Origin of the sequence: Sulfurihydrogenibium azorense Az-Fu1, assembly GCF_000021545.1 — a bacterium.
Classification (GTDB): domain Bacteria; phylum Aquificota; class Aquificia; order Aquificales; family Hydrogenothermaceae; genus Sulfurihydrogenibium; species Sulfurihydrogenibium azorense.
This window is the reverse complement of sequence record NC_012438.1, coordinates 964,259-988,465: the sequence shown is the minus strand read 5'-3', so window position 1 is coordinate 988,465 and position 24,207 is coordinate 964,259. Positions and strand designations below refer to the sequence as shown.

Genomic DNA, 24,207 nt, shown 5'->3' with positions numbered 1-24,207 from the left:
AAAGATGAAAGCAATAGTAATAATAACAGGGTCAGAGTTTGTTCAAGGAAGAAAACAGGATAAAAACGGTCTTTTTATAGCTAAAAATCTTTTTGAAAGAGGAGTTGACGTAATAGGTATTATTATTTCCCCTGATGACCTATACAGTCTTACTAATTACATAAAGTATGCATTAGACAGGTCAGATTTGGTATTTATATCAGGAGGACTTGGACCAACTTCTGATGATATTACAAGGCAAGCTGTAGCGAACGCCATAGGTGTTGCACTTATATACCACGAAGAGTGGTTATCAAAGCTAAAAACAGAGTATAAAAAAGCTGGTGTAGAGATTACTCAAGAGAGAAAAAGTATGGCTAAAATTCCTTATGGGGCAGCTATACTTGAAAATCCTGTTGGTAGAGCCTGCGGATTTATAAAAGTTTTAGACGACGTAAAAAAGGCTATAGTTGCACTTCCCGGTGTTCCTTCAGAAATGGAACCTATGTTTTACAATGCGTTAGACAAGTTAGGATTAAAAGAGAAAAAGAAATTTACCCAACTATATAGAGTCTTTGGAATAAAAGAGCTGGATTTAAATTATTTACTTGAAGATGTTAAAAATATATCTTACAACTTTTCTCCTAAAGGTGTAGACATATTTTTGTGGGAAGATAATGAAAAAGAATTTTTACAAGTAAAACAGAAAGTAAAAGAAAGACTTGGAAGTATGATATATGCAGAAGACAACACTGAAATGGAAGAAGTAGTAGGAAAACTACTTAAAGAAAAAGGGCTTACAGTTGCAACTGCTGAGTCTTCAACAGGTGGTCTTATAGTATCAAGGCTTGTAAATGTTCCTGGAAGCTCTCAGTACGTTTTAGGAGGATTAGTCTCTTACTCAAACGAAGCAAAGATAAACATCTTAAAAGTTAAAAAGGAAGATATAGAAAAATACGGAGCTGTAAGTGAAACAGTTGCAAAACAAATGGTTGAAAATGTAAGAGGTATTTTTGGTAGTGATATTGCTGTAAGTGATACGGGAATAGCCGGTCCCACAGGAGAAACACCAGACAAACCACTAGGACTTCACTACATAGGCTTTACTGATGGAAAAGAAACAAAGGTCTATAAAGAGATTTACAAGGGCAGTAGAAACGACGTTAGATTGTATATATCCCAGTTTGCTTTAAATCTTATAAGACTTTACTTAACTGATAAAGAAAGGAGTTTCAATAATGGCTGAGAAAAAACTCTGGGGTGGAAGATTTTCAGAAAGTACTGATGCTTTTGTTGAAGAGTTTACAGAAAGTGTTTCTTTTGACAAAGAGCTTGCACTTTACGACATAAAAGGTAGTATAGCCCACGCAAAAATGCTTGGAAGACAAGGAATAATACCAAAACAAGACGCAGAAAAAATAGTTGAAGGTTTAACTCAAATAGAAAAAGAGATTAAAGAGAATAAGTTTACATGGAAGAAAGAGCTTGAAGATGTTCATATGAACATAGAAAAAGCACTTATTGAAAAAATTGGAGATGTAGGGGGAAAACTTCATACAGGTAGGTCAAGAAATGATCAAGTAGTTACAGCGTTTAGACTTTACCTAAAACAGCAGGTAAGTGATATTATTAACCTTCTTACAGAACTTCAAAAGGCTCTGTTAGAAAAAGCACAGCAGTATGTAGATATAGTAATGCCAGCCTATACTCACCTACAAAGAGCCCAGCCTATAAGGGTCGCCCACTACTTTTTAGCTTACTTAGAAATGTTCCAGAGAGACAAAGAAAGATTTGAAGATAATCTAAAAAGGATAGATATGCTCCCTCTTGGTAGTGGAGCTGTAGCGGGCGTAGACTTTCCTATAGACAGAGAGTTTGTTGCAAAAGAGCTTGGATTTTCTCAAATAATGAGAAACTCGATAGATGCAACAAGTAGTAGAGATTTTGCCATAGAGTTTTTATCTAACGCATCTATATGTATGGCTAACATGTCAAGATTCTGTGAAGATATGATAATATACTCTTCTTCAGAGTTTTCTTTTGCAGAACTTCCAGATAAACTAACGACAGGTTCTTCAATAATGCCTCAAAAGAAAAACCCTGATGTTTTAGAGCTTATCCGTGGTAAAACAGGAAGAGTTTACGGTAATTTGGTAGCTCTTTTAACTATTGTGAAAGGTCTTCCTTTGGCATACAACAGAGACTTACAAGAAGACAAAGAACCAGTATTTGATACTGTTAAAACTCTAAAAGGATCGATAATCGGTATAACAAAGATAGTAGAAGGTCTTAAGATAAATAAAGAGAAAGTAGAATCTTCGGCTGGGGGGTTTGCTTTAGCTACAGATTTAGCCAACTACCTTGTAGAAAAAGGAATACCTTTTAGGCAAGCCCACCACATAGTTGGTAGTATAGTAGCTTACCTTGTAAATCAGGGGAGAGACCTTGAAAGTATAACATTGCAAGAACTTAAAAACTTTAGTAGTAGTTTTGAAGAAGATGTATTGAACCTACTATCACCTTACACGGTAGCAGATAGGAGAAAGTCTTTTGGAGGAACGGCAAAAGAACAAGTTTTAAATCAGATAGAATTTTGGAAAAGGAGACTAACGGAAAGTTGATCTGGTTTATATTTGTATACTTACTTTTCCTTATAGGAATTGGTGTATTTTCAAAGAAACTTATAAAATCAGGTAGGGACTATTTACTTGCAGGACAGTCTTTACCTCTTTCTCTATCTACTTTTGCCCTTTTTGCCACTTGGTTTGGGTCTGAAACAATCTTAGGTGCCACAGATGAGGTTTTAAAAGGTGGATTCGTTAAGGTCATAGAAGAACCTTTTGGAGCTGCTTTATGTCTTATATTAGCTGGTTTTCTTATTGTTAAACCTATCTACAGAATGGGACTTGTTACTTTTGGGGATTTTTTCAGGGTAAAGTACGGAGAGAAGGTTGAAATTTTGGCTACCTTAATGCTTATAATATCCTACTTTGGATGGATAGCTGCTCAGTATGTTGCTTTTGGACTTATTTTTAAGACAATTACAAATTTTTCTTTTGAAGTAAGTATTTTGATAGGATTTTTTGTAGTCTTGATTTTAACTTACTTGGGTGGAATGTGGGCTATAGCTTTAACTGATTTTATTCAAACGATTGTGATAATCTTTAGTATCTTATTTATATTTTTCGAAGTTTTACTTTTAGCAGGTGGCTTTGTTGCCTTTGAAAAAATACCTCCTTCTTATTACAGTCTAATTCCAGACTTTAACTATAAAGACATTGTAATGTACTTAGCAGGATTGATTACAATAAGTCTTGGGTCTATTCCGGGACAAGAACTTTTTCAAAGGTATATGTCTTCTAAAAGTGAAGATGTTGCCTTTAAGTCTTCTATTTTAGCTGGTTTTATGTATCTTACAGTAGCTTTAATACCTCTTTTTACAGTTTTAATTATAAAGTTTGCTTTAGAGTTTGAAACTCAAAACACTTTGATTGATTATATCTCTTTACATACAAACGATTACGTTAAAACAGTATTTTTTGCAGGGTTAATGTCAGCTGTTTTAAGTACAGCTTCAGCTGCTATTTTAGCTCCATCTGCTCTTTTAAGTAATAATATTCTTCCAAAAATTTTTAAAACGTTTTCTGAAAGTACATTACTAACTTTCAGTAGGTTTTCTGTTTTAATTATAAGTGTAATATCACTTATACTGGCTTTCTCGGGAGAGAGTATTTATCAGCTTGTTGCTACTTCTTCAATTATTACCCTTGTTTCTCTGTTTTCTCCGTTTATCCTTGGAATATACTGGAGTAAATCAAACAAAGTTGGAGCTGCTGCTTCAATCGTAATAGGTTTTGTATCTTGGTTTGTGGTAAATTTTATTGTTGGTTTAGAGTACGAAGCTGTCTTACTTGGATTTGTATTAAATGTTTTAAGTATGGTCTTTTTTTCAACTATCTTTAAAAAGATTTGACCTTTACAAGACCATTGTCGTACTCTATAAAGTTTCTTTTTTTACAGGTTTCACAAGTGGTAGTTTCAAATCCGTAATCATCACCTACGAGAATGACAACTTTCTGAGTTTTACCACACTTACAGATAAACTCTACTTCCTTGAACTGAACTTTTAGGTCTTCTAAGATTTTCATAATAAGCACCTCCTACAGTATTTGTATTAATTCTACTGCGGAGGTGTTAATATTTTATGAATGTTTGGTTAATTTTACTTTATTTTTGGACCTTTTTCGTACTTAGAGTCAAAGTAGTTTAAAAACTCTTTTGTTTTGTCAAGTTCTGGCTTTCCGTATAAAACTGCTTGCTTACCTACAATCAGAGAGTAGTTCTTTTCTTTTGCAAAACTTTCTAAGTTATCTTGAACCAACTTCATAAACTGTCCAAGAAGCTCATCTCTTCTTTTTAAAACTTCTTGCTGCTTTTGAATGGCAAAGGCTTGAAACTCTTCTTGAGATTTTTGGTCCTGTTTTAGTGTTTTTTGTTTTGCCTCAACTTCGGCTTGAGCTTTTTTTCCTGCCTCTTCTAAAAGAGCCTGAGCATCTTTACCAGCTTTAGAGTTGTTTACCACAGCTTGAACATCGATAAACACAATGTCAGCTGCCTTTACAATCATAGATAAAGCCATCAAAAGAAAAACCGATAGTACTGCTACAAACTTTTTCATACATCCTCCTATAAAGTAAGATTTTTACTCAATTGTACATACACTTTCTGGTCTTTTTATACGAAGTGCAACTATCTCAAAAACTCTAAAATAGTGGTCCATACTTTCATAGTTAACATAAGCTGTTATAACGTCTTGAGACACAAAAATATCCATATTCTCTATTCCAGTTGCAACTAAAACTGCTTTGTTCTGTGGAACAACAGGGGTTGTAAACACACCTACATCAAACAATTTTTTTATGTGTTCTATCTCTAAAACTCCGCTGTTTCCATACAGTCTGTGTAAACTTGCATAATCTTTTGGATTTAAAACTAAGGCAAAGTTAGAGTAAAATCCTGATTCATTCAGTTTTACAACTGCCTCCAATATGTTAGAAAATGCCTCTCCTTCCTTACTCCAATCTTTTATTTTACATATATTTCTTCCTTTTACATTTAAAAGACCTTCAAAACCTGTCTCTTTATCACCGTGGAATATCAGTTTATCTTCTGCCAACGCAACATCAGAGGCTGCTACAGCTGCAACGCTAAAATCTACTGGTACTCCTAATTTTTTTGCTGTTTCTATATCTCTCCAATGGATTTTAAAATCTTTGTATATTATAGGTATAGGTAAAAATTTTCTTTCTTTTACTTTTACAACTCCACAATCACTCTCTCCAAATAAACCACATGCTCCATTGTTTCCTGATTCGATTGTATCTTGAGGTACAAACTGAACACCTGCATCATAGGGTCCAGATAACTCAATAAATCTTCTTCCAACAAGATTTTTCTTTACTGTTTCTATAACAATCTTATCAAGCCTTTCCCAGTCGGCCGCAGTTAAAGGTGCTTCTTCTCTCTTTAAGAATTCCATATTTTTACCTCCAAACTCAATAGATTATAACATAAATATAAGGGAGGAAGCTTTTAAAAGCCATACTTAATTAAACGCTCGTAGTCTTGAGGTGTGTTTATACTTTTGTAGGTAAGTAAGAATGGGTCAAAGTTTTGAATAACTTCTTGGTCGACAACTAAAACTTTTTTTAAGTTCCTTATCCACTGATTAAGAGACTTTACTTCAGGGTATAAATTTTTAACCTTTAACAGGCTTTTTTTGGTGTAGAGGGCGTTAAGTGGCTGAAACTTACCATCTATTTCTGGAACAACCACATCAAATCCGTTTATTAACTCTATGTAAAGGTCTATTAGATTTTCATTAAGTAAAGGTGTATCACAGGTTGCTATAAAAACGTAAGGGTTTTTTACATGTTTTGACACAGATAGTATTGCGTTTAGTGGTCCTTCGTAAGGGTATAAGTCTTTGACTATTTTAACTTTGTAAGGTTTTAGGTGCTTTTGGTAGATTTGAGGGTCCTTGTTTACACTTAATATTATCTCATCACACTTTTTAGATAGTTTTTCTACTATAGTCTGTAAAAATGTTTTATCTTTATAGGTTAAAAAAGCTTTGTCTGTTCCCATTCGTTTACTTTGACCACCAGCCAAGACTACACAAGATAACTTTTTACTCATAGTCGTAAAGTGCCGTTGTTAAGTATTTTTCACCACCATCTGGACATATAAAGACTATAACTCCTTCTTCTATCTCCCTTGCAATCCTTATAGCAGCTTCAAAGGCAGCTCCAGAAGACTGTCCTACAAAAATTCCTTCTAACCTTGACAGCTCCCTTGCCCTCTGGTATGCAATATCTGTTCCTATAAACATAGTTCTGTCTAATCTGTTTTCGTCAAATATACCCGGTTTTATAGAGGTTTCTATGTACTTTAACCCTTCTATACCATGGAAAGGACTGTCTGGCTGAACTCCTATTACCTGAATGTTAGGGTTAAATATCTTTAACCTTCTACCTGTTCCCATTACAGTTCCACCTGTTCCTATTCCGGCTACAAAGTGGGTTATCTTTCCCTCTGTTTGATTCCATATCTCAACTGCTGTTGAGTCAAAGTGGGCTTTCCAGTTTGCATCGTTGTTATACTGGTCTATGTAGTAGTATTTATCTGGGTACTTTTCTACAAGTTTTCTAACATAGATAATTGCTCCATCTGTACTTTCAAGTGGATTTGTAAAGTGTATCTTTGCTCCGAAGGCTTTTATTATTCTTTTTCTTTCTTCACTTACATTTGCAGGCATTGCAAGTTCTACCTGGTATCCCAGAGCTGTTCCTACCATTGCAAGGGCTATTCCTGTGTTTCCAGATGTTGCGTCTATTATTACTTTATCTTTTGTTAGTTTTCCACTGTTTATAGCTTCTAAAATCATTCTTGTTGCAGGTCTATCTTTAACAGACCCTCCGGGGTTATAACTTTCAAGTTTTGCGTATATCTTAATATTTTTTTTCTTTATATCTTCAGGAAGGCTACGGTTTAACTCAACTAAAGGAGTATTTCCTACAAGCTCTAAAACCGATTTTCTTGTTTTTCTATAACTTTCATCATGCTGTCCCAGTATCCACATTAAAAGTAAAACCTCTTAAATATAAATATTGCAATTATTATATCAGTTATAAAGTTAGTTAGAAAATGCTAACTCAACACAATCTCAGGTTTTAGTATTCCATCTTCCATTTTTCCAAGTCCAAGGAGCTGTCCTTCTTGATTTACTACTTTAAACAGTCCTTTTAATTCACTATCTAATTTTACTTTTTGACCGTATTTAAATGCTCTTTCTAATGTTGATGGTAGTTCTAACTCTTGAAAAAAGTACAGAGCTTCTTTTATAGGGATTAGTTTAACTTCTTTTTTATCTAAAATATCTTGAAGTTCCAAAGCATCCTCTAATTTAAACTCTCCTATCTTTGTCCTTATTAAATCACTCATATAGGCTCCTGTAGATAGTTTATCTCCTATATCTTTTATTAGAGACCTGATGTAGGTACCTGATGAGCAGTCTACCTTAATTTTAAAGTAGGGAAGGTTTATCTCTAATATCTCTATGTTGTATATTTTAACCCTAACTGGTTTTAGGTCTGGGTTTATTCCTTTTTTTGCAAGTTGGTAAGCTCTTCTTCCTTGAATTTTTTTTGCACTGTATGGTGGTGGTAGCTGGTCGTACTCTCCAATAAAAGAGTTTATTACTTGTATTAGTTGGTCCTGGTTAATATTAACTGGGTTTGACTGGATTACTTTACCTTGAGAGTCGTAGGTGTCAGTTATCTCTCCTAACTTTCCTTCGGCTATGTACTGTTTATCAAGTCCTTGAAAAAATTGAGTAAATCTTGTTGCCTTTCCTACAGTTAAAACCATAAGTCCAGAAGCTGCATAATCTAATATTCCTGTGTGTCCTACTTTTTCATTTAAATGTTTTTTTACTTTTACAACTAAATCGTTAGAAGTTATATACTTAGGTTTATTTACCAGCAGTATTCCATCCATTTAGCACCTCTCCTACTAAGTACAACGACCCTGTTATAAAGATAAGACTGTTATCATCTACATACTTTTTAGCAAGCTCTACAGCTTCTAAAAGATTTTCTATAAAGTTTTCTTCTCCAAGTTTGTAAAAATCTTCTTTTTCCATTCCTCTTGATACATTTATTTTAGTTGCTACAGTTTTAAATGAGTTTTCTTTTATTATTTTAAACATTTTTTCTGTCTCTTTGTCTTTCATAAATGAGTACACTGTGATAACTTTTTTACTTTTAAACAACTCTTTTAACTCTTGGAAACTTTTTAAAAGTCCTTCTTCGTTGTGTCCTCCATCTAGTATGATTAAAGGCTCTTCAGAAAGTATCTGCATTCTCCCTTGCCAGAATGTATTTTTTAAAGCTCGTTTAATTGTTTCTTTATCTACTTTAATATTATTTTTCTCACAAAACACTAAAAAAGATGCTAAAGATGTTGAAACGTTTTCTATCTGTCTTGTTCCTATCATAGACAGTTTTATATCTTTTAAGTAAAAGTCTTTAAACTCAAAGTCCCATAAAAGACTTTCTCTTACAGTAGATCTAAAATCTAACCCTTGAATGTAAAACTCTTTTATTTTCCTTTTTTTAAGCCAGTCTATAATCTCTTTTTGGTTTCTTCCAACTACTGCTGGCTTGTTTTTTCTTGTTATACCTGTTTTTTCAAAGGCTATCTTATCTAGCGTATCTCCTAATAGATGCATATGATCAAAAGATACGTTTGTTATAACAGAAACACAAGGGTCTAAAACGTTTGTAGAGTCCCACCTTCCACCAAGTCCAACTTCTACAACTGCTATATCTATACTTTCATCGGAAAAATACTTAAAAGCAAGTAAAGTACAGGCTTCAAAGTAAGTAAGGTTATATTTTTGAATGATAGGTAGTAAATCTTTTATGTAGGACTCTAATCTATCTTGAGGAATGTTTTTACGGTTTATCTGCCACCTTTCGTTTTCTTGGATAAGGTGAGGAGATGTAAAAAGTCCTGTTTTATAGCCATGATGTCTAAAAAGACTTTCTAAGTAAGCACATGTGGATCCTTTTCCGTTTGTACCTGCTACCAGTATTGATTTAAAGTTTTTGTGAGGATTAGATACATCTTCTAAAGCTGCTTTTATTCTTTCTAACCCCGGTTCTATGTTAAAAACTTTTTTCTTGAAAAAATCAAACAGGTTCACGCCTTGACCTTAAGTAAAGTATCAGCATTATTCCTAATAATACCATCATCAATGTGATAATTTGGTTCCAAGTAAGTCCTATGTAAGGAAGTGGTGGTGTAACACCTCTCCAAAACTCAAGTAAAAACCTTTCTATTCCATAGAGTACAAGATACATACCTATTATCTGTCCATCAAAGGATTTTTTTCTATAAGTGAAAAATAAGATTAAAAATATAATTAAATTGCCAATTGCTTCTACTGGCTGGGTAGGATACAATGGAACTCCCGGAGGGGCTAAACAGTGGGGGTTGTTGGGGAATATAATGGCAATATCTTTAAAAGGTGAGTCAGGTGGAACAGGTTTTCCATGGCAACACCCTGCAGATGTACATCCAAGTCTTCCAAAAAAGTGTCCTATAGGAATAGATACACCTGCTACATCTGCAACTTTAAGAAGTGGTAGCTTTTTAATTTTTATGTATACGACAGCTGCTACTAACCCTCCTATAAAGCCACCAAACCAGTCAATTCCTCCATTCCAGATAGCAAAAAAGTCTAAAAAAGAGTTAAAATCTTCTTTATGCTCTATGATGTAGGCTATTCTTGCACCTAAAATTCCACTTAATACTGTAAGGATAAATAGATTCTCGTAGTTTTTTTCTGAAATACCTTCTTTCCTTGCAAAGTAAAGACCTACGTAAAAACCAACTAAAAGTCCAATTGCAGTTAAAACACCGTACGTGTGTATTGTAAAACCACCTATCGTTATCAAGTCTGGAAACATAAATATCTCTCCTTAACCTGTTTGATATTCGGATTCTTTCAAAGATTTAAGGTACTTATCTAAAACTAACTTTCTCTTTAGTGGTGATAGATAGCTTATAAATGGAATGCCGTTTAAGTGGTCTATCTCGTGTTGAAGTACTATTGATAAAAACTCACTACTTTCAACTACAACATCTTCTCCTTTCTCGTTTTTTCCTACTACTTTAACTCTCTTATACCTTGGTATAGTTATCTGAACGCCGGGAAAACTTAAACAGCCTTCAGTTGACATTACTTGTCCTTCTTTTTCTACTATTTTTGGATTGATTAAAACCATTTTAACAGGTGGCTCTGTTTCTTCTTCATTTTTCTTTTCTCTGATAGATGTGTCTATAACAAGTATCTGGTAGGGAATACCTATCTGGTTTGCTGCAAGTCCCACACCTTCTTCTTTATACATAAACTCCCACATCTTGTCAATGTACTCTTTTAGTCTATCATCAAAAAAATCTATTTCTTTTGTTGGCTCTTTTAGTATCTTATCTGGCCACGTTCTTATTCTATACTCCATAACTCTCTCCTTTAAATACATATACTCATATTTTGTTTTAAAATCTTTACGTTTTCTTTTATATCACCTTTAAATACTGCACTTCCTGCTACAAATATGTTAACTCCTAACATTGAAAGGTAATTAATATTCTCTTTACTTACACCTCCATCTATCTCTATAAGTATATCCGTTCTTCCTGTTTGTTCCATAAGAAGTATCAGTTTTTTTACTTTTTCTGCTGTTTGTGGTATAAACTTTTGTCCTCCAAATCCCGGGTTTACGGACATTATAAGGACATAGTCTATGTAATGAATAATCTCTTCAAGGGTGTTGACAGGTGTGGCAGGGTTTAATACAACTCCCGCTTTTGCACCGTTAGACTTTATAAGGTCAACAAGTCTGTGGGAGTGTATAGTGGCATCCATATGGAAAGAAATCATATCAACACCAGCTTTTATAAAATCAAGGGCGTACTTTTCAGGCTCTACTATCATAAGGTGGGCATCAAAGGGAAGGTTTGTTATAGGTCTGATAGATTCTACAACCGGAATTCCAAAGGTAATGTTTGGTACATACCTTCCATCCATTATATCTAAGTGGATTATATCAGCTCCCGCCTCTTCAACTTCTTTTATCTGTTGTCCTAACTTTGAAAAGTCAGCTGACAGTATAGAAGGTGCAAGTAATTTCAAGCTTTTTCCTCCTGCTTTTTTAGTTTGAGTTTGAGACTGCATACAGAACATATTTCGTTAATTGATGGCTCTCCGCATATTTTACAAGGTCTAAGCTGGGGTTTTTCTTCTGACTTTTGAAGTATAGGGTACATTTTTCTTAGAAACTCACTGTAAAAGCGAAGTTTTGTACCGGGACTTTTTTCCTCAAGCTGGGATAAAAAGATTTTGTAATCTATGGAAGTGGCTCCTTCTGAAAATGGACACTCTTCTTCTATGTACTCTATACCTGATAAAATTGCGTACATTGCACTTTCTTTTTCTGAGATTTTACACAGTGGCTTTACTTTTCTTATAAACCCATCTTCTTCTGGTAAAACTGGGTACTGTCTTTTTAAGTATTCTACGCTCCAGTTTAAAGTGTTTGAAAATAAAACAGCTGCTTCATCGTCAAGGTTATGACCTGTTGCTATTATTTTATAACCGTTATCTTTTGCAAACTTGTTCATATAGTACCTTTTAACTGTTCCACACACAGAACAGGTTGGTCTTGAGTCGTGTTTTTTTATCTCCGGAATAGGCATTATCTCTTGTTTTAAAGATATTTTATAAAGTGGTCTTCCTATTTTTTCTGAAAATGCAGTTGCAAGCTTTTCTGATTTTTCAGAGTACTCTCCTATTCCAAGGTTTATATAAAATCCATCAGCTTGATAACCTAAGTTTGTTAAAGCTTTCCATAGGGAAAGGCTGTCTTTACCTCCTGATACTGCAACTAATATTTTATCTTCTTTTTTAAACATTTTAAATTCTTTGATAGTTTTTTCTACTCTGTTGTCAAACCACTGTAAATAGTGGTCTTTACATAGAGAGAGTCTATGTTGTGGAAGGTAAACTTGGGCTTTTTGACTACATTTAAAACATTTTCTCAATTATTTTTTCCTCCAGATATTGCGTTTATAACTCTAACTTCGTCGTTTTGAGTTATAGTTTCGTTTTCATCTACAATCTCACCATTTTTAACTACAAAGGCAAAATCTTTTGACAAACCAAGGGCTTTTAATACATCCTTGGCTTTAACTTTGTCTTTATCAAAACTTAAAATTTTTTCTTGTCCTCTATAATTAACTTTAATTTCCAACCTTTACTACTCCAATTTTAATTAATAACTCTTTTAACTTATTTAAAGCTTTTCCTCTATGACTTATCTTATTTTTTTCTTCTGGTGGAAGCTGTGCCATTGTTTTGTCGTATCCTTCTGGTATAAATATAGGGTCGTATCCAAATCCTCCTGACCCTTCTGGTTTTTTTCCTATCTCTCCTTCACACACTCCTTCTGTCCATATACCCACAGCCTTTTCAGGGTCGTAGTAAACAACTACAGTTTTATACCTTCCTTTTCTGTTTTGTTTACCTTCAAGTAGTTTTAAAAGTTTTAAGTTATTTTTCTCATCTTTTGAAAGACTTTCATCTTCTACCTTTCCACCGTAATCTATACTGTAAAATCTTGCAGAGTAAACGCCCGGATAACCCTCTAAAGCATCAACTTCTAACCCTGAATCTTCAGCTATAACAGGGAGTTTGTAAAAGTTTGCATACTGGGTAGCCTTTTTTATTGCATTTTCTAAAAATGTTTTTCTATCCTCTTCTACATCTATAATGTTATCCATATCCTTAAGAGATAAAAGTTCTACATCCAAGTCTGAAAGTATTGACTTGATTTCTCTTAATTTTCCTTCATTTGTTGTAGCTACAAGTATTTTCATTGTTTCTTTTCCTCTTTTTTGACGTGTGGACAAAATGCACTTTGAAAGTCTTCTTTAGATAACTTCTTTACTGTTGCTTTTTTATTTTCACAGGAGTATCTACATATCTTTGCCATTTTTTCAGATACTTGAGTTGAAAGTCCTGCTGATAGAGATAGATTGTAAACTGCGTTATAACTTTCATCACAGTTGTTTGAGTCGTAGCAGCTGTCATACACTGCAAACATTCCATCACATGTTTGACCAAAAGAGAGTGATACTGTAGCGATTAAAGTTAGAATAAATTTCTTCATACTTCTACCTTCTGTAATGTATGACAGTAAAGTATTGCCAGAGAGTCTGCTATATCACTATCTTGAATATCTAAGTTAAATATTCTGTTTACCATGTTGATCACTTCTTCTTTTGAAGACCTGCCGTATCCTGTTGCTGCTATCTTTACTTCTGCTGGTGTGTACTGAAAAACTTTTAAGTTATTTATCTGTGCTAAAAGTAGTATTACTCCTCTTACTTCTCCTAACTTTATAAGAGTCTGGGCGTTAATACTGTAAAAAGGTGTCTCTAGTATTACAGCTTCTATACTATGTTGGTTTATTTTATCTTGAAGAGTTTCAAATAGTAGCTTTAAAGTGTTTTTTTTCCCTTTTAGAAGGATACTTCCATACTCTATTAAGCTTATTTTATCTTCGTAAACTTCTGCTACAGCATACCCAGTTTTGGAAGTTGATGGGTCTAACGATATGATTTTCAACTTTATCCTTCTATCTTTTGGAGCAATTCTTCTGGAATATCAAAGTTTGCGTATACTTTTTGCACGTCGTCGTTATCTTCAAGGGCATCTAAGAGTTTCATGAGTTTTGTAGCTGTTTCTTCATTTGTTATTTTTACTGTAGTTGTAGGTATTTTTGTAAGCTCAGCTCTTGCTATTTCTACTCCCATCTTTTCAAGGTTTTCTTTAACTTTGTAAAAGTCTTGGACAGAAGTTCTTATTTCGTAGTAATCTTCATCATCTGTTATAACATCTTCAGCTCCAGCTTCTAAGGCTTTTTCTAATATTTCTTCTTCTGAGTACTTTGATTTTTCAACGTTTATAACTCCTTTATCTTCAAATAAAAATGAAACACAACCTGATGATCCTAAGTTTCCACCATACTTGGAAAAAATATGTCTTACTTCTGCAGTTGTTCTATTTCTGTTGTCTGTTGTAGCTTCTACTATAATTGCAACACCTTCTGGACCGTACCCTTCGTATCTTACTTCTTCGTAATTAACTCCTTCTAACTCTCCGGTTCCTCTTTTTATTGCTCTCTCTATGTTTTCAGAAGGCATGTTTACTTCTTTTGCCTTTTCTATAGCCATTCTAAGTCTTGGGTTTGCTTCAGGGTCTCCTCCACCAAGTCTTGCAGCCACTGTTATCTCTTTGATAACTTTTGTAAATATCTTACCTCTTATTGCATCCATTTTAGCTTTTTTATTTTTAATGTTGTGCCATTTACTGTGTCCAGCCATAAAAAAACCTCCGCTGTTTTTGATTATAATCATTATAAAATATATAAAAATCAAATACAAGGCAATAATATAGGAATGTAGTGTAGAGATACTGCCTTAATCACTTACAAAGATGGAGAGAAGATCTTTTCGTAGGTCTATGGTTTTTATTTCAGGTTTTTCGTTTTCATTACCACTTGTTTGGAGTATGCACTCAACTTGTATATCATCGTTAACTCCAAACAAAGACAAGATAGTTGTTACTAAAGATGTTCCTCCCGATAAATACACCGATATATCCTGTTCCTCATATTTATTATTTTTTATATCTCTAACTACATTTATTAAAGCATTAACTATACTACTTTCATCATTCATATTGACTTTCTCAATATATTTTATTTTTGATTTAAACTCTGTAAAAAATTTTTCAAACTCGGTTTTATACTTTTCTGTTTCTTCCGAGATAAGTACATAAGCTACTTCTAATCTTGATTTATGAAATTCAAGAAGTTCTTTTATAGGTTGCCAGTTGCGGGGAAGAGTTTCAAGACTTTCTAAATTTTTTCCTGGTATAGATAAAGCAAATATTAAAACTTTTCTAGGTTCTCTTTTTAGAGATTTTTTACTGTTTATGTAAGCTTTTATTTTTTCTTGATAAAAACTAAAAAATAAGAGACCAATAGATAAGATACCTATAAAACTTATTATTGCTTTACAAAAATCGAGCATCTTATTTTCTTCTATAAAGTTTTTTGTGTACTCAAAAAGAAAGTTAAACAAAATAAATTCTGAAACAAAAGCTGAAAAACCTAAAAAAGTTGCTACATCTCCTTTTATGATGTTAGACAAATTTTTTAAGACAGACTTGTTATAGGATACATTAGATACTTTCCAGCAGTAGAGAGAAAATATAAAAATTACTAAAGAAACTAAAAAGTTATAAATTAACTTATTACTATCTACGAAATATAAATTAAGTAAAAAAGAAAAGAAGACTATAATTAGTAAAATTTCTTCTTTGTATTTACTCATTATTTTCATCTTAACACACCATAACCTATTCCTTTCTAAAATTTACTTCTTACCTCATTTAAGTTAATTGGGATTTTTATGTAAGTTGTATTTTTACTATCGTAATGGTATAGGGTTATATCTTTAAAGTGTGCTATTGCCATTCCCAAGCTTAGGGATATGGGAACCGGAATTGAATAAAAAAGGTGAATTTTGTCTTTAATCGTATTTATGTAAGTATAAAGCTCTCTACTAATGGTTAAAAACTCTTCTAATGGTATGTTTCCACCATAAATTGTGTTTATAACACAGGTAGATTTAACGTGTGGAAGATTTTTCTCAATGTAGGATTTGGCAGAATTTACAGGGTTGTGAGATGCTATATTTAAAATTAATGCTATCTCTTGGTCTGTATTGCAACTTTCAGGCTGTATTATACTGTACTCTTTAACATTTTCTTTTATTACTCTTGGGTCTTTTGACATATCTATGGCTTTACGATATTCACCTTGATAGTGCAGTATAACTACTTTTTTCCTCGCACCTATCAAAGATCCTACTAAAAATCCTAAAGATGCCACAGACAAAGATATGTATAAAATTGAATTTCTTACTGAAAATAGTTTTTCTAATCTTTCTTCAAATTGTTTTAATATGTTTAGAAGTTCTTCTCTGTTTGAAAAGTCTATGGATGGAGTGATTATATATAAATCTTCTTCTGAGAGGTTATAGAATTTTATAAGGTTTTTTATGGTAAAGTAAGGACAATCTTGTTTTATAAGTGTTTCTATTTGGTGTAAGCTTTCTTTTATGTTGTTGTCTGTGTTTCTATTTAGGAGTATTACAGGTATTTGGGAGCTGTTTAGCCAAAATTCTAATTCTTCTAAAGTTGAGATATCATCCGGAGTTATGAGGTTTTTTTCGTTTGCTTTAGTTATTTTTTCTTTTTCATTTACATGGTTTACAGGTAGTATTTTTCCTGAAGATGATACTTTTCCTGTAAATGCAAGATTTTTTAAGATATTTTTATCTTTTGCTATTAAGCCTGCTACTATTGAAAATTGATAACTATCTCCTGTAAAGTAATTGCTAAATATTACAAAAAAGTCTTTATTTGCAACTGCTTTTATTGTTTGTAAATCTACAAATTTATTAAATGTGAATGTTTTTGAAGTTCCTTCTACGATTAAGGCTTTGTAAAGATGGGCTTCTTCTTCGTCAGGAAGATAAACAGGGAAGTATACTTCAAAAGCTTGTTTTCCTTTTACAAATATTTCATAAATTTCGTCTTCTGATAGGTTTAGTTTTTCTGATAAAAGTTTATAATCTAAAAACTCTGGGTGGTGGACTAAAAGACTGTAAAGATGAAATTTTAAAGGTGTTATGTAAGGGCTGTCTTCCATATTAAATATGCTATATAAATCTGCTAACCATTCTTTTTTAATGTTTCCATCTTTAATTAGATTGAGGATAACCGGATAAAATCTTTCTAAATCTTCTAAAAACTGCTTGACCATTATTCCTCCACTACCACTTTTATACTTTTTGCTAACTTTTCTAAATCTATATTTTTAGGGTTTTCAAATTTTAAAGTTATTACCGTATCATCTAACACATTTTCAAAAATTTTTTCTCCTTCTAAAAATACGGAAACTTTTTTATTTATAAACTCTTGTGAAACTATGATGTTTATGTACTGTGGTTCTCTGTAGATTACAAAGTTTTCTCCCAGTGCTGTATTTTTCTCTGTAGAAGCTACGGCTGTATATCTGTAATTTTCTTCTCTTTCTGGTGATAAAGGAATGATGTTGTACTCTTCTTTTTCTAACTCGTCTATTATGTTAAAAATTCTAAGATGGTAGGGTTTTATGACCTCAAGTTCTTTTTCTTTAAACTTTTCTACCCACACATTTTCATAAATATAAAAAAGTCCTCTTTCAATGTTTGATTTTAATTTTTCCTCTGTTGATAATTCTCTATATTCTTTTATTTTTTCAACATTGTCTATTATATCGATTTTTTTAAACCTTTTTATTTCATCGTCTTTAAGGTAAAAATTCAAGTCTGTTTCTATAATAAATGTTCCTATCTCGTTTCTGTAAACGATATCCCTGATAGTTCCTAATTCCCAAAAATGCGAGATTTTAAGCACTTCAAAGTATTTATCTGTAATCTTATCAATAATAACAAACATTACACGTTTTTTATTGAGTAAACCAAGATAAACTCCCCCGATTATTGGTTCTTCTTCTCCTCTGAATTCTTCAAAAGGTTCTTCTTTTAAACTTTCCTCGTACAATCTGTAGATAATCTCTCTAATATCTTTTTTCATTATTATTACCCCTTGTAGTTCTTACATATCTGTGTGTAAAAAGTGTTAAAAGCTTCTTCAAAGCCTTCTTGTGAATAACCGTATTCTTGGGCTATAGAAGAAAGCTTCTTTTTTAATCTCTCAATCCTTTTATAAAAAGCATCTTCTGATATGTCTTTAAAAAAGTTTTCTTTTATGTAGCTTTGTAGTTGTTCTTCACTTATTAGGTAGCATAAAAGTTGTTTTTCCGTGTCTTTTAGTTCTTCTATTAACTTATTGTATATGTCTTCTGCTTCTATTTTTACTAACACGTCGTATTCCTTAGCTTGAGTAGTTTCTAAAACTCTTTCAAATGTGTCTTCTTTTTCATCTTCTTCTTGATTATAATAAACAGAATTTTGAAACATTTCTGACTTGTAAATTTTTTTTGTTATTTCTGTTTTTAAGAAGTTTTCTATTGCTATTGATATATAAGATACAAGTCCATCTGTAGATTGTGAAAATTTTTCGGCTATTTCTTTTCTTTTTGGTATTAGTTTGTATGTTATGAAGTCATTGAGTAAATCATCTTTGTCTTGGTATAAGATTTGATAAGATTGTTTTGATATTTGAGTGTAAAACATTTTTTTTATGTGATTTAGTCCTTCTTCGTCAAAGTTTATTAAAAAATTGTATATTTTATCTGCAGAATTCAATTTGTTTTCCCTCCAAAGTTTTCACATTTTCCACAAAGTTTAGCTTCACGATTACTTTTTAAATCTTTAAATATTTTTTCATTGATATAAAATCTGTCTCTATTATCTCTAACGAAAATATAAGCTTCTTTTTTTATCTTGATGTTAGCACAAAATCCATCTCCTTCAAACTTACAGTTTTCTAAGCTTATTCTCTTTCTATATTTTCCTGTTTTTAAATTATAAGAAGGAGTGGTTGAGAGTGCGATGAATTTTATTACATCTTGGTTTTTATCGATTATTATTATGGGTCTTGATTTTCGTTCAGAATCGTCTTGATTGTAAAGCTTGATATTGGTTTTTAAGTAGAATGCTTTTGTTTTTACTGCGTAAACTTGACCTTTTTTGATTTGTTCCCCTTGAACTGGCAAAGCTACTGCCAAAATTTCACCCAAATTAAAACCCATTTTTTTCCTCTTTTTGTCTTTCTTTAAAAGATTTTAGCACAGTTTAGACAAAAAAGAGAAACAGAGATGAAAATTCCCTCATAATCGGGAGAAAAACCAAATAAAGGATTTATTCACACAACAGATTTTAAATCACTTCAATTCCCTCATAGTCGGGAGAAAAACAGTGCTTTGGTTGGACTTATTGCAATCAGAAAAGCAATGTTTCAATTCCCTCATAGTCGGGAGAAAAACGAAGACAAATCTCTTTCTTCTGATAGTGCATCTGAGTTTCAATTCCCTCATAGTCGGGAGAAAAACCGGGTCTTTCTTTCATCTTTTTGCGTGATGCTGTCAAATTTCAATTCCCTCATAGTCGGGAGAAAAACTGGGGGACAATTCCCCCACTTCATCGTTTACAACCCTGTTTCAATTCCCTCATAGTCGGGAGAAAAACGGGAGTGTATATAGGAAAGCTAAATGGGAAAAATAGTTTCAATTCCCTCATAGTCGGGAGAAAAACTTTTGATTCTGGACTTGAAAAACTTTATTTAGAGTAGTTTCAATTCCCTCATAGTCGGGAGAAAAACGTCCCAAAAAAAATTTAAATAGGAGGTGTGTTATGGGTTTCAATTCCCTCATAGTCGGGAGAAAAACTCACTTTAGATTTGACAAATCTAAAAAAGTGATGTAGGTTTCAATTCCCTCATAGTCGGGAGAAAAACCCTTCTTTTAGCCTATTCGGTTGTCAAGGTTCAAATCCTTTATTATCAACTGTTAGATATTATAATACACTTTTCCAAAAAATGCAACCGGATGTATGAGTTCTATACATCGTGAACACCTTCACCTAAAAATTTTATCATACTCCATAAACAATGTCTGCTGGTCTTTTGTATCCTAAAGAATGATGTGGCCTTATAAAATTGTACTTCCTTACATACTTCCTTAACTTCTTATTCATCTCCTCTAATGTGTAATCTAATCCCTCTATCAACCATAACTCCTCTTCTATTGTCCTTATCAATCTTTCTACAACACCATTAGTCTTTGGACTCCTTGGATAGCTAAAGTAATGCTCCACTCCTATATCCGTTAAATACTTGTTAAACTCCCCTAAAAACTCACTCCCGTTATCTGTTTGTACCCTCTTTATCTCAAATTCAAAATACTCATTTAACTCAATATAAAATTCTTTTGTTTTCTTTGAATTTTTACTTTCATATACCCGTGCAAAACAAAATCTGCTATACTTATCTATAGCTGTGAATTGGTAATATGTTGCACCTGCGATGTTCAGGTGTTTTACGTCTATTTGTACTACATCCCCTGGGGCTTGTGCTTGCAAGCCTCTTTTTGTCCTTTTCTTCTTTATACTCTTTTTTCTTTTGTTTTGTATTTTAATTGATTTTGTTCTCTCTATTAATCCTTCTTCTTTTAATACTTTATACACTGTAGATGGTGATACTTTTATGTTTTTTTCTTCTTGTAGATATGCCGATATTTTTTCTTTGCTCCAAGTTGGGTTTTGTTTCCTGACTTTTATTATTTGTTCTCTGTACTGATTTCTTATAGTTGGTTTTCTTGTGTTTTTTGGTGTTTTAGGTCTATCAAGAAGTCCTTCAAGTCCGTCTTTTTTGTATCTTTCAAACCATTTATAGAAGGTAGTTCTTGATATTCCGAAGTATCTGCAGGTTTTGGATATATTTTTTGTATCTTGGTAGTGCTGTATCCATTTTAGTCTTTTTTTGGCTTCTTTTGTTAAAGGAATGTCTTTAATCTTGTTTGATAGTTTTTTAGGAAAGAGTGTTGTCATATACATAGGGGTTCCTATAATACCTTTCATATAACCTACCTCCTGTTTTTGTTGAAATTATTTTAAAGGGGTAGGTGTTCACTGTGTATTGAAACTTATACACCGGAATGTATTTTTTCCTGTCGACCTTTGATCCTGCAAAAATCACTGGAGATCGACAGTGATTATTTTTCAATTACTTAACTCGATTAATCTCAATCAACCTATTCTAATTGAGACTCAAAAACTGCCATTTTCGATAGGACGACGACTGCAATTCGATTGCATTTTCTACAACTATCTGAATAGAAAGCTTTGGGATTTTTACCTCAATTATTCCTTCTAAGTGATATTAGAGTTATAATATTCCTTATGGAAAAGATTGAGTTGTCAGTAAGACCAAAATTTTTAGATGATTTTATTGGGCAAGATGAGGTAAAAAGACAACTTAAAGTATTTATAGAAGCTGCAAAGTTAAAAAACAAACCTCTTGACCATGTTATTCTCTCTGGACCTCCCGGACTTGGTAAAACAACCCTTGCATCAGTAATAGCTAATGAGATGGGAAGTAATATAAAGATAACCTCAGCTCCTGTTTTAGAGAAAAAAGGCGATTTAATAGGACTTCTTACTTCTTTAAAAGATAATGATATTCTATTTATAGATGAGATTCATAGACTATCTCCAAGTCTGGAAGAGATACTTTACTCTGCTATGGAAGATTTTAAGGTTGATGTTATACTTGGAGGAGGGTCTGGAAGGAAAGGAAGGTCTGCAAAAGCAATTAGACTTGACCTTGCAAAATTTACACTTATAGGTGCAACTACAAGGGTTGGTATGCTTTCATCTCCTTTGATGTCAAGGTTTGGAATAGTTTTAAACCTTGATTTTTACGATGAAGACTCTCTATCAAAAATAATCTTAAGAACTGCCACTATCAACAATATCCCAATCACACAAGAAGGAGCTTTAGAGATTGCAAAACACTCAAAAGGAACTCCAAGAATTGCCAATAAACTTTTAAGCAGAGTTTACGATTACGCTGTTATCCATGGAAATAAAGTTATTGATAAAGAAGTTGCAAATCAGGCTTTGAGATTTTTATCAATTCAGGAGCTGGGAATAGACAGTTTAAGTCTAAAGTATTTAAAAACTCTTGTTATCCAGTTTAACGGTGGACCTGTAGGATTAAACACAATCTCTTTTGCCATATCAGAAGATAAAAGAACAATAGAAGAAGTTATAGAGCCCTACCTACTAAAAATAGGTTTTATCAAAAGAACAGCAAAAGGAAGAGTAGCACTAAAACCAGCCTTTGAGTTTTTAAATTTAGATGATAATACTTAACTCGTCAGAGATTGGCAAACCAGTTAGTGGAACATTTTTATACAGGAAAAACAGGTTTGTTGGTGTTTGTCTGTTAGATGGTAAAGAAGTTAGCTTTCATATATCTGATACAGGAAGATTAAAAGAGATCCTTACACAAGGAAGGGAAATTTTACTTTTAAAAAGTAAACAACATAATAAACTTCCCTATAAACTCCTTGCTGCAAAGATGGAAGAAGGTTTTGTTTTAATTAACACTTCTCTCCACTCAAAAATAGGTAAAAAAATTATACAGATGGGACTACTTGGCTTTAAACCAAGTAAAATAAAGTCTGAGATAGTTTATAAAGATAGTAGGTTAGATTTTTTAGTTGATGATAAATTGTACATAGAGCTAAAAGGATGTAATCTTTTGGTAGATAACCGTTGTCTTTTTCCAGATGCTCCTACAACAAGAGGTTTAAAACATTTAAAACATCTTATAGAGATAAAAAAAGAGGGTTTTGAAGCTGCCATTATGATTTTATCTTTAAGGGAGTGTGATACTTTCCTTCCTAACTATAACACAGACCCAAACTTTTCTAAAATTTTTGAAACTGCTTTAAAAGAAGGTGTAAAATTTTACGGTTTTAAAGTAAAGTTTGATAATAACTTTAACATAGTTTACAACGGAGAGTTAGAGGTTGATAAGCAGTTATGGAAATAACTAAAGAGATATTCTACATAATGAATATTATAGGTATAGTGGCCTTTGCTATGACAGGGTCGTTAAAGGCAATAAAGGAAGGCTTAGACTTACTTGGTATAACAGTTTTAGGTGTAATGACTGCACTTGGAGGTGGTATAACCAGAGATTTACTTATAAACACTGTTCCAAACGCTTTAAAGTCTTTAACAGATATGAGTGTAGCCCTGCTTGGGGTATGGCTTGCAATAATAATTTACAAAGTAGCAAAAGGAGATATAGGAAATAAATACTACATACTTATACCAGATGCCATAGGTTTGTCAGCTTTTACAACAACCGGAGCTCTCATAGCTTACAACGCAGACGTTTCATTTTTTGGTATCGTTATACTTGCAACCTTAACAGGAGTAGGAGGAGGAATAATAAGCGACCTTCTACTTGGAAAAGTCCCATCAGTTTTAAGAGATGACTTTTATGCAAGCTGTAGTATAATTGGCTCAATAGGTTTTTATATAACAATAACCCTAACCCAAGACCTTACAGTATCTGCAATAGTGTGTAGTTTAATGGTGTTAATGATAAGGATAGTAGCTATACTATACAACTGGAGACTTCCTAAGTTTCAATGAAGTTAAAAACTTTGTTTGAGATGGTAGTTAATATATTAAAAAAAGCAGATATTGAAAACCCTCAACTTGAAGCTCTTATAATACTCCAAGAAATCCTTAAAATTCCAAAACATAAAATCTTCACAGACCCAGATTTAGAAATAAAAGATTATCAAGAAGCTATTAATGTAGCATTACAAAGGTCAAAAAAAGTTCCCCTTGGGTATCTAATAAAAAAGAAAGAGTTTTTTGGACTTGAGTTTTACATAGAAGAAGGAGTTTTAATCCCTCGCCCGGAAACAGAAGTGTTAGTTGAGAAAGTGTTGCACCAGTTAGAAAACTTAAAAAATCCATTAGGTCTTGAGGTAGGAGTAGGGAGTGGTTGTATATCTGTATCTTTACTGTATAACAAAAAAGATTTAAAAATGTATGCTTTAGATATATCAGAAAAAGCCTTAAAAATAACAAAGATAAACGCAGAAAAGTACGATCTTTTAGACAGACTTACTTTGATAAAATTTGATGTTATGAAAGATGATGTAAAAGACTTAAACTTAGACAGACTTGATTTTGTAGTTTCAAACCCTCCTTACATATCAGAAGATGAGTATGAAAGTCTTCCAGAAGAGGTAAAAAAAGAACCAAAAGAAGCTCTAATATCAGGTAAAGTTGGGACAGAATTTTACGAAAAGATAGTAGAAAAATTTAAAAATTATTTAAAAGAATACGGATTTTTTGCCTTTGAGATAGGAATAAATCAAGCAGAAAAGGTAAAAAGCATCTTAGAAAGAAATGGCTTTAAAAATATAAAAATCTACAAAGACCTTGCAGGAATAGATAGAGTTTTAATTGCAAGTAAAATATAATATTTGAGGT

The 24,207-nt window shown here is 32.6% G+C and carries 29 protein-coding genes and 1 CRISPR repeat array; of the genes, 7 read left to right on the top strand and 22 right to left on the bottom strand.

Features of this window, described 5'->3' with window-relative positions; all coding sequences use genetic code 11:
* Positions 1 to 4: 4 nt before the first annotated feature.
* Genes SULAZ_RS05215 through SULAZ_RS05205 form a run of 3 tightly spaced genes read left to right on the top strand, consistent with a single transcriptional unit; the run spans position 5 to position 3,952 of the window.
* A complete protein-coding gene (locus SULAZ_RS05215) occupies positions 5 to 1,225 on the top strand; it encodes a CinA family nicotinamide mononucleotide deamidase-related protein (RefSeq protein WP_012674060.1) in 1,221 nt (406 codons plus the stop codon).
* Positions 1,218 to 2,600, top strand: coding sequence for an argininosuccinate lyase (gene argH, locus SULAZ_RS05210; protein WP_012674819.1), 1,383 nt, complete (start codon positions 1,218 to 1,220; stop codon positions 2,598 to 2,600). Before SULAZ_RS05215 ends, argH begins: the two co-directional genes overlap by 8 nt.
* A complete protein-coding gene (locus tag SULAZ_RS05205) occupies positions 2,597 to 3,952 on the top strand; it encodes a high affinity choline transporter 1 (RefSeq protein WP_012674312.1) in 1,356 nt (451 codons plus the stop codon). Before argH ends, SULAZ_RS05205 begins: the two co-directional genes overlap by 4 nt.
* On the opposite strand, the gene SULAZ_RS05200 is transcribed toward SULAZ_RS05205, so the two are convergent.
* The 22 genes from SULAZ_RS05200 to SULAZ_RS05095 all read right to left on the bottom strand — a co-directional run bounded on the left by SULAZ_RS05200 (position 3,939) and on the right by SULAZ_RS05095 (position 20,760).
* Positions 3,939 to 4,127 carry a hypothetical protein gene (locus SULAZ_RS05200; protein ID WP_012674222.1) on the bottom strand — a complete coding sequence of 63 codons (189 nt, stop codon included), beginning with the start codon at positions 4,125 to 4,127 and terminating at the stop codon, positions 3,939 to 3,941. The genes SULAZ_RS05205 and SULAZ_RS05200 overlap by 14 nt on opposite strands.
* 74 nt (positions 4,128 to 4,201) lie before the next feature.
* Complete coding sequence (locus SULAZ_RS05195) at positions 4,202 to 4,657, bottom strand: OmpH/Skp family outer membrane protein (protein WP_012674375.1); 456 nt, start codon at positions 4,655 to 4,657, stop codon at positions 4,202 to 4,204.
* Positions 4,658 to 4,681: 24 nt separating this feature from the next.
* Positions 4,682 to 5,518, bottom strand: coding sequence for a family 1 encapsulin nanocompartment shell protein (locus tag SULAZ_RS05190; protein ID WP_012673891.1), 837 nt, complete (start codon positions 5,516 to 5,518; stop codon positions 4,682 to 4,684).
* A 53-nt stretch (positions 5,519 to 5,571) separates the two neighbouring features.
* Positions 5,572 to 6,177: a molybdenum cofactor guanylyltransferase gene (mobA, locus tag SULAZ_RS05185; RefSeq protein WP_012673507.1), complete on the bottom strand. Its 606-nt coding sequence runs from the start codon at positions 6,175 to 6,177 to the stop codon at positions 5,572 to 5,574.
* Positions 6,170 to 7,120 (bottom strand): cysteine synthase B, encoded by a 951-nt coding sequence (cysM, locus tag SULAZ_RS05180; protein ID WP_012674712.1) that lies wholly within the window; start codon positions 7,118 to 7,120, stop codon positions 6,170 to 6,172. The genes mobA and cysM overlap by 8 nt, the downstream gene beginning before the upstream one ends.
* Positions 7,121 to 7,188: 68 nt before the next feature.
* Complete coding sequence (gene truB / locus SULAZ_RS05175; protein ID WP_012674441.1) at positions 7,189 to 8,037, bottom strand: tRNA pseudouridine(55) synthase TruB; 849 nt, start codon at positions 8,035 to 8,037, stop codon at positions 7,189 to 7,191.
* Complete coding sequence (locus SULAZ_RS05170; RefSeq protein ID WP_012673542.1) at positions 8,012 to 9,247, bottom strand: bifunctional folylpolyglutamate synthase/dihydrofolate synthase; 1,236 nt, start codon at positions 9,245 to 9,247, stop codon at positions 8,012 to 8,014. The genes truB and SULAZ_RS05170 overlap by 26 nt, the downstream gene beginning before the upstream one ends.
* Positions 9,234 to 10,013, bottom strand: a complete 780-nt coding sequence (gene lgt, locus SULAZ_RS05165) for a prolipoprotein diacylglyceryl transferase (protein WP_012675080.1) — start codon at positions 10,011 to 10,013, stop codon at positions 9,234 to 9,236. The genes SULAZ_RS05170 and lgt overlap by 14 nt, the downstream gene beginning before the upstream one ends.
* Before the next feature lie 12 nt (positions 10,014 to 10,025).
* Positions 10,026 to 10,565, bottom strand: a complete 540-nt coding sequence (gene def, locus SULAZ_RS05160) for a peptide deformylase (RefSeq protein ID WP_012674135.1) — start codon at positions 10,563 to 10,565, stop codon at positions 10,026 to 10,028.
* A gap of 11 nt (positions 10,566 to 10,576) precedes the next feature.
* Complete coding sequence (rpe, locus tag SULAZ_RS05155; protein ID WP_012674215.1) at positions 10,577 to 11,239, bottom strand: ribulose-phosphate 3-epimerase; 663 nt, start codon at positions 11,237 to 11,239, stop codon at positions 10,577 to 10,579.
* A complete protein-coding gene (locus tag SULAZ_RS05150) occupies positions 11,236 to 12,147 on the bottom strand; it encodes a TIGR00269 family protein (RefSeq protein ID WP_012674956.1) in 912 nt (303 codons plus the stop codon). The genes rpe and SULAZ_RS05150 overlap by 4 nt, the downstream gene beginning before the upstream one ends.
* Entirely contained in the window at positions 12,144 to 12,356 is a 213-nt protein-coding gene (locus tag SULAZ_RS05145; RefSeq protein ID WP_012674416.1) for a MoaD/ThiS family protein, read from the bottom strand. Before SULAZ_RS05145 ends, SULAZ_RS05150 begins: the two co-directional genes overlap by 4 nt.
* Positions 12,346 to 12,981, bottom strand: a complete 636-nt coding sequence (gene rdgB, locus SULAZ_RS05140; protein WP_012673457.1) for an RdgB/HAM1 family non-canonical purine NTP pyrophosphatase — start codon at positions 12,979 to 12,981, stop codon at positions 12,346 to 12,348. The genes SULAZ_RS05145 and rdgB overlap by 11 nt, the downstream gene beginning before the upstream one ends.
* On the bottom strand, positions 12,978 to 13,274 hold the full coding sequence (locus SULAZ_RS05135) for a hypothetical protein (protein ID WP_012674927.1): 297 nt from the start codon (positions 13,272 to 13,274) through the stop codon (positions 12,978 to 12,980). The genes rdgB and SULAZ_RS05135 overlap by 4 nt, the downstream gene beginning before the upstream one ends.
* Entirely contained in the window at positions 13,271 to 13,732 is a 462-nt protein-coding gene (locus SULAZ_RS05130; RefSeq protein ID WP_012673757.1) for a crossover junction endodeoxyribonuclease RuvC, read from the bottom strand. The genes SULAZ_RS05135 and SULAZ_RS05130 overlap by 4 nt, the downstream gene beginning before the upstream one ends.
* 2 nt (positions 13,733 to 13,734) lie before the next feature.
* Entirely contained in the window at positions 13,735 to 14,490 is a 756-nt protein-coding gene (locus tag SULAZ_RS05125) for a YebC/PmpR family DNA-binding transcriptional regulator (RefSeq protein ID WP_012674958.1), read from the bottom strand.
* Positions 14,491 to 14,586: 96 nt separating this feature from the next.
* Complete coding sequence (locus SULAZ_RS05120) at positions 14,587 to 15,513, bottom strand: hypothetical protein (RefSeq protein WP_012674194.1); 927 nt, start codon at positions 15,511 to 15,513, stop codon at positions 14,587 to 14,589.
* Positions 15,514 to 15,539: 26 nt separating this feature from the next.
* Positions 15,540 to 17,000 carry an SAVED domain-containing protein gene (locus SULAZ_RS05115; RefSeq protein WP_012673583.1) on the bottom strand — a complete coding sequence of 487 codons (1,461 nt, stop codon included), beginning with the start codon at positions 16,998 to 17,000 and terminating at the stop codon, positions 15,540 to 15,542.
* A complete protein-coding gene (locus SULAZ_RS05110; protein WP_012674510.1) occupies positions 17,000 to 17,815 on the bottom strand; it encodes a hypothetical protein in 816 nt (271 codons plus the stop codon). The genes SULAZ_RS05115 and SULAZ_RS05110 overlap by 1 nt, the downstream gene beginning before the upstream one ends.
* 5 nt (positions 17,816 to 17,820) lie before the next feature.
* Positions 17,821 to 18,489 (bottom strand): hypothetical protein, encoded by a 669-nt coding sequence (locus SULAZ_RS05105; RefSeq protein WP_012675077.1) that lies wholly within the window; start codon positions 18,487 to 18,489, stop codon positions 17,821 to 17,823.
* Entirely contained in the window at positions 18,486 to 18,935 is a 450-nt protein-coding gene (locus SULAZ_RS05100; protein WP_012674300.1) for a hypothetical protein, read from the bottom strand. The genes SULAZ_RS05105 and SULAZ_RS05100 overlap by 4 nt, the downstream gene beginning before the upstream one ends.
* Positions 18,936 to 19,001: 66 nt before the next feature.
* Positions 19,002 to 19,639: direct repeats of the CRISPR family, unit length 31 nt; unit sequence GTTTCAATTCCCTCATAGTCGGGAGAAAAAC.
* Between the two features lie 137 nt (positions 19,640 to 19,776).
* On the bottom strand, positions 19,777 to 20,760 hold the full coding sequence (locus SULAZ_RS05095; RefSeq protein WP_012673450.1) for an IS481 family transposase: 984 nt from the start codon (positions 20,758 to 20,760) through the stop codon (positions 19,777 to 19,779).
* 321 nt (positions 20,761 to 21,081) lie between these two features.
* Here SULAZ_RS05095 and ruvB point away from each other — a divergent pair, with 321 nt between their 5' ends.
* Genes ruvB through prmC form a run of 4 tightly spaced genes read left to right on the top strand, consistent with a single transcriptional unit; the run spans position 21,082 to position 24,197 of the window.
* Complete coding sequence (ruvB, locus tag SULAZ_RS05090; protein WP_012673471.1) at positions 21,082 to 22,056, top strand: Holliday junction branch migration DNA helicase RuvB; 975 nt, start codon at positions 21,082 to 21,084, stop codon at positions 22,054 to 22,056.
* Positions 22,043 to 22,741: a DNA/RNA nuclease SfsA gene (gene sfsA / locus SULAZ_RS05085; RefSeq protein ID WP_012674579.1), complete on the top strand. Its 699-nt coding sequence runs from the start codon at positions 22,043 to 22,045 to the stop codon at positions 22,739 to 22,741. Before ruvB ends, sfsA begins: the two co-directional genes overlap by 14 nt.
* Positions 22,732 to 23,352 (top strand): trimeric intracellular cation channel family protein, encoded by a 621-nt coding sequence (locus SULAZ_RS05080; protein WP_012674913.1) that lies wholly within the window; start codon positions 22,732 to 22,734, stop codon positions 23,350 to 23,352. The genes sfsA and SULAZ_RS05080 overlap by 10 nt, the downstream gene beginning before the upstream one ends.
* Positions 23,349 to 24,197: a peptide chain release factor N(5)-glutamine methyltransferase gene (gene prmC, locus SULAZ_RS05075; RefSeq protein ID WP_012674634.1), complete on the top strand. Its 849-nt coding sequence runs from the start codon at positions 23,349 to 23,351 to the stop codon at positions 24,195 to 24,197. Before SULAZ_RS05080 ends, prmC begins: the two co-directional genes overlap by 4 nt.
* Positions 24,198 to 24,207 lie beyond the last annotated feature (10 nt).

Excerpts from the sequence above, each read along its gene's own strand:
- SULAZ_RS05215 (WP_012674060.1), top strand. The coding sequence starts at position 5 with ATGAAAGCAATAGTAATAATAACAGGGTCAGAGTTTGTTCAAGGAAGA.
- argH (WP_012674819.1), top strand. The coding sequence starts at position 1,218 with ATGGCTGAGAAAAAACTCTGGGGTGGAAGATTTTCAGAAAGTACTGAT.
- SULAZ_RS05200 (WP_012674222.1), bottom strand. The coding sequence starts at position 4,127 with ATGAAAATCTTAGAAGACCTAAAAGTTCAGTTCAAGGAAGTAGAGTTT.
- SULAZ_RS05195 (WP_012674375.1), bottom strand. The coding sequence starts at position 4,657 with ATGAAAAAGTTTGTAGCAGTACTATCGGTTTTTCTTTTGATGGCTTTA.
- SULAZ_RS05190 (WP_012673891.1), bottom strand. The coding sequence starts at position 5,518 with ATGGAATTCTTAAAGAGAGAAGAAGCACCTTTAACTGCGGCCGACTGG.
- mobA (WP_012673507.1), bottom strand. The coding sequence starts at position 6,177 with ATGAGTAAAAAGTTATCTTGTGTAGTCTTGGCTGGTGGTCAAAGTAAA.
- cysM (WP_012674712.1), bottom strand. The coding sequence starts at position 7,120 with ATGTGGATACTGGGACAGCATGATGAAAGTTATAGAAAAACAAGAAAA.
- truB (WP_012674441.1), bottom strand. The coding sequence starts at position 8,037 with ATGGATGGAATACTGCTGGTAAATAAACCTAAGTATATAACTTCTAAC.
- lgt (WP_012675080.1), bottom strand. The coding sequence starts at position 10,013 with ATGTTTCCAGACTTGATAACGATAGGTGGTTTTACAATACACACGTAC.
- def (WP_012674135.1), bottom strand. The coding sequence starts at position 10,565 with ATGGAGTATAGAATAAGAACGTGGCCAGATAAGATACTAAAAGAGCCA.
- rdgB (WP_012673457.1), bottom strand. The coding sequence starts at position 12,981 with ATGAAAATACTTGTAGCTACAACAAATGAAGGAAAATTAAGAGAAATC.
- SULAZ_RS05135 (WP_012674927.1), bottom strand. The coding sequence starts at position 13,274 with ATGAAGAAATTTATTCTAACTTTAATCGCTACAGTATCACTCTCTTTT.
- SULAZ_RS05125 (WP_012674958.1), bottom strand. The coding sequence starts at position 14,490 with ATGGCTGGACACAGTAAATGGCACAACATTAAAAATAAAAAAGCTAAA.
- SULAZ_RS05120 (WP_012674194.1), bottom strand. The coding sequence starts at position 15,513 with ATGAAAATAATGAGTAAATACAAAGAAGAAATTTTACTAATTATAGTC.
- SULAZ_RS05115 (WP_012673583.1), bottom strand. The coding sequence starts at position 17,000 with ATGGTCAAGCAGTTTTTAGAAGATTTAGAAAGATTTTATCCGGTTATC.
- SULAZ_RS05110 (WP_012674510.1), bottom strand. The coding sequence starts at position 17,815 with ATGAAAAAAGATATTAGAGAGATTATCTACAGATTGTACGAGGAAAGT.
- SULAZ_RS05100 (WP_012674300.1), bottom strand. The coding sequence starts at position 18,935 with ATGGGTTTTAATTTGGGTGAAATTTTGGCAGTAGCTTTGCCAGTTCAA.
- SULAZ_RS05095 (WP_012673450.1), bottom strand. The coding sequence starts at position 20,760 with ATGAAAGGTATTATAGGAACCCCTATGTATATGACAACACTCTTTCCT.
- ruvB (WP_012673471.1), top strand. The coding sequence starts at position 21,082 with ATGGAAAAGATTGAGTTGTCAGTAAGACCAAAATTTTTAGATGATTTT.
- sfsA (WP_012674579.1), top strand. The coding sequence starts at position 22,043 with ATGATAATACTTAACTCGTCAGAGATTGGCAAACCAGTTAGTGGAACA.
- SULAZ_RS05080 (WP_012674913.1), top strand. The coding sequence starts at position 22,732 with ATGGAAATAACTAAAGAGATATTCTACATAATGAATATTATAGGTATA.
- prmC (WP_012674634.1), top strand. The coding sequence starts at position 23,349 with ATGAAGTTAAAAACTTTGTTTGAGATGGTAGTTAATATATTAAAAAAA.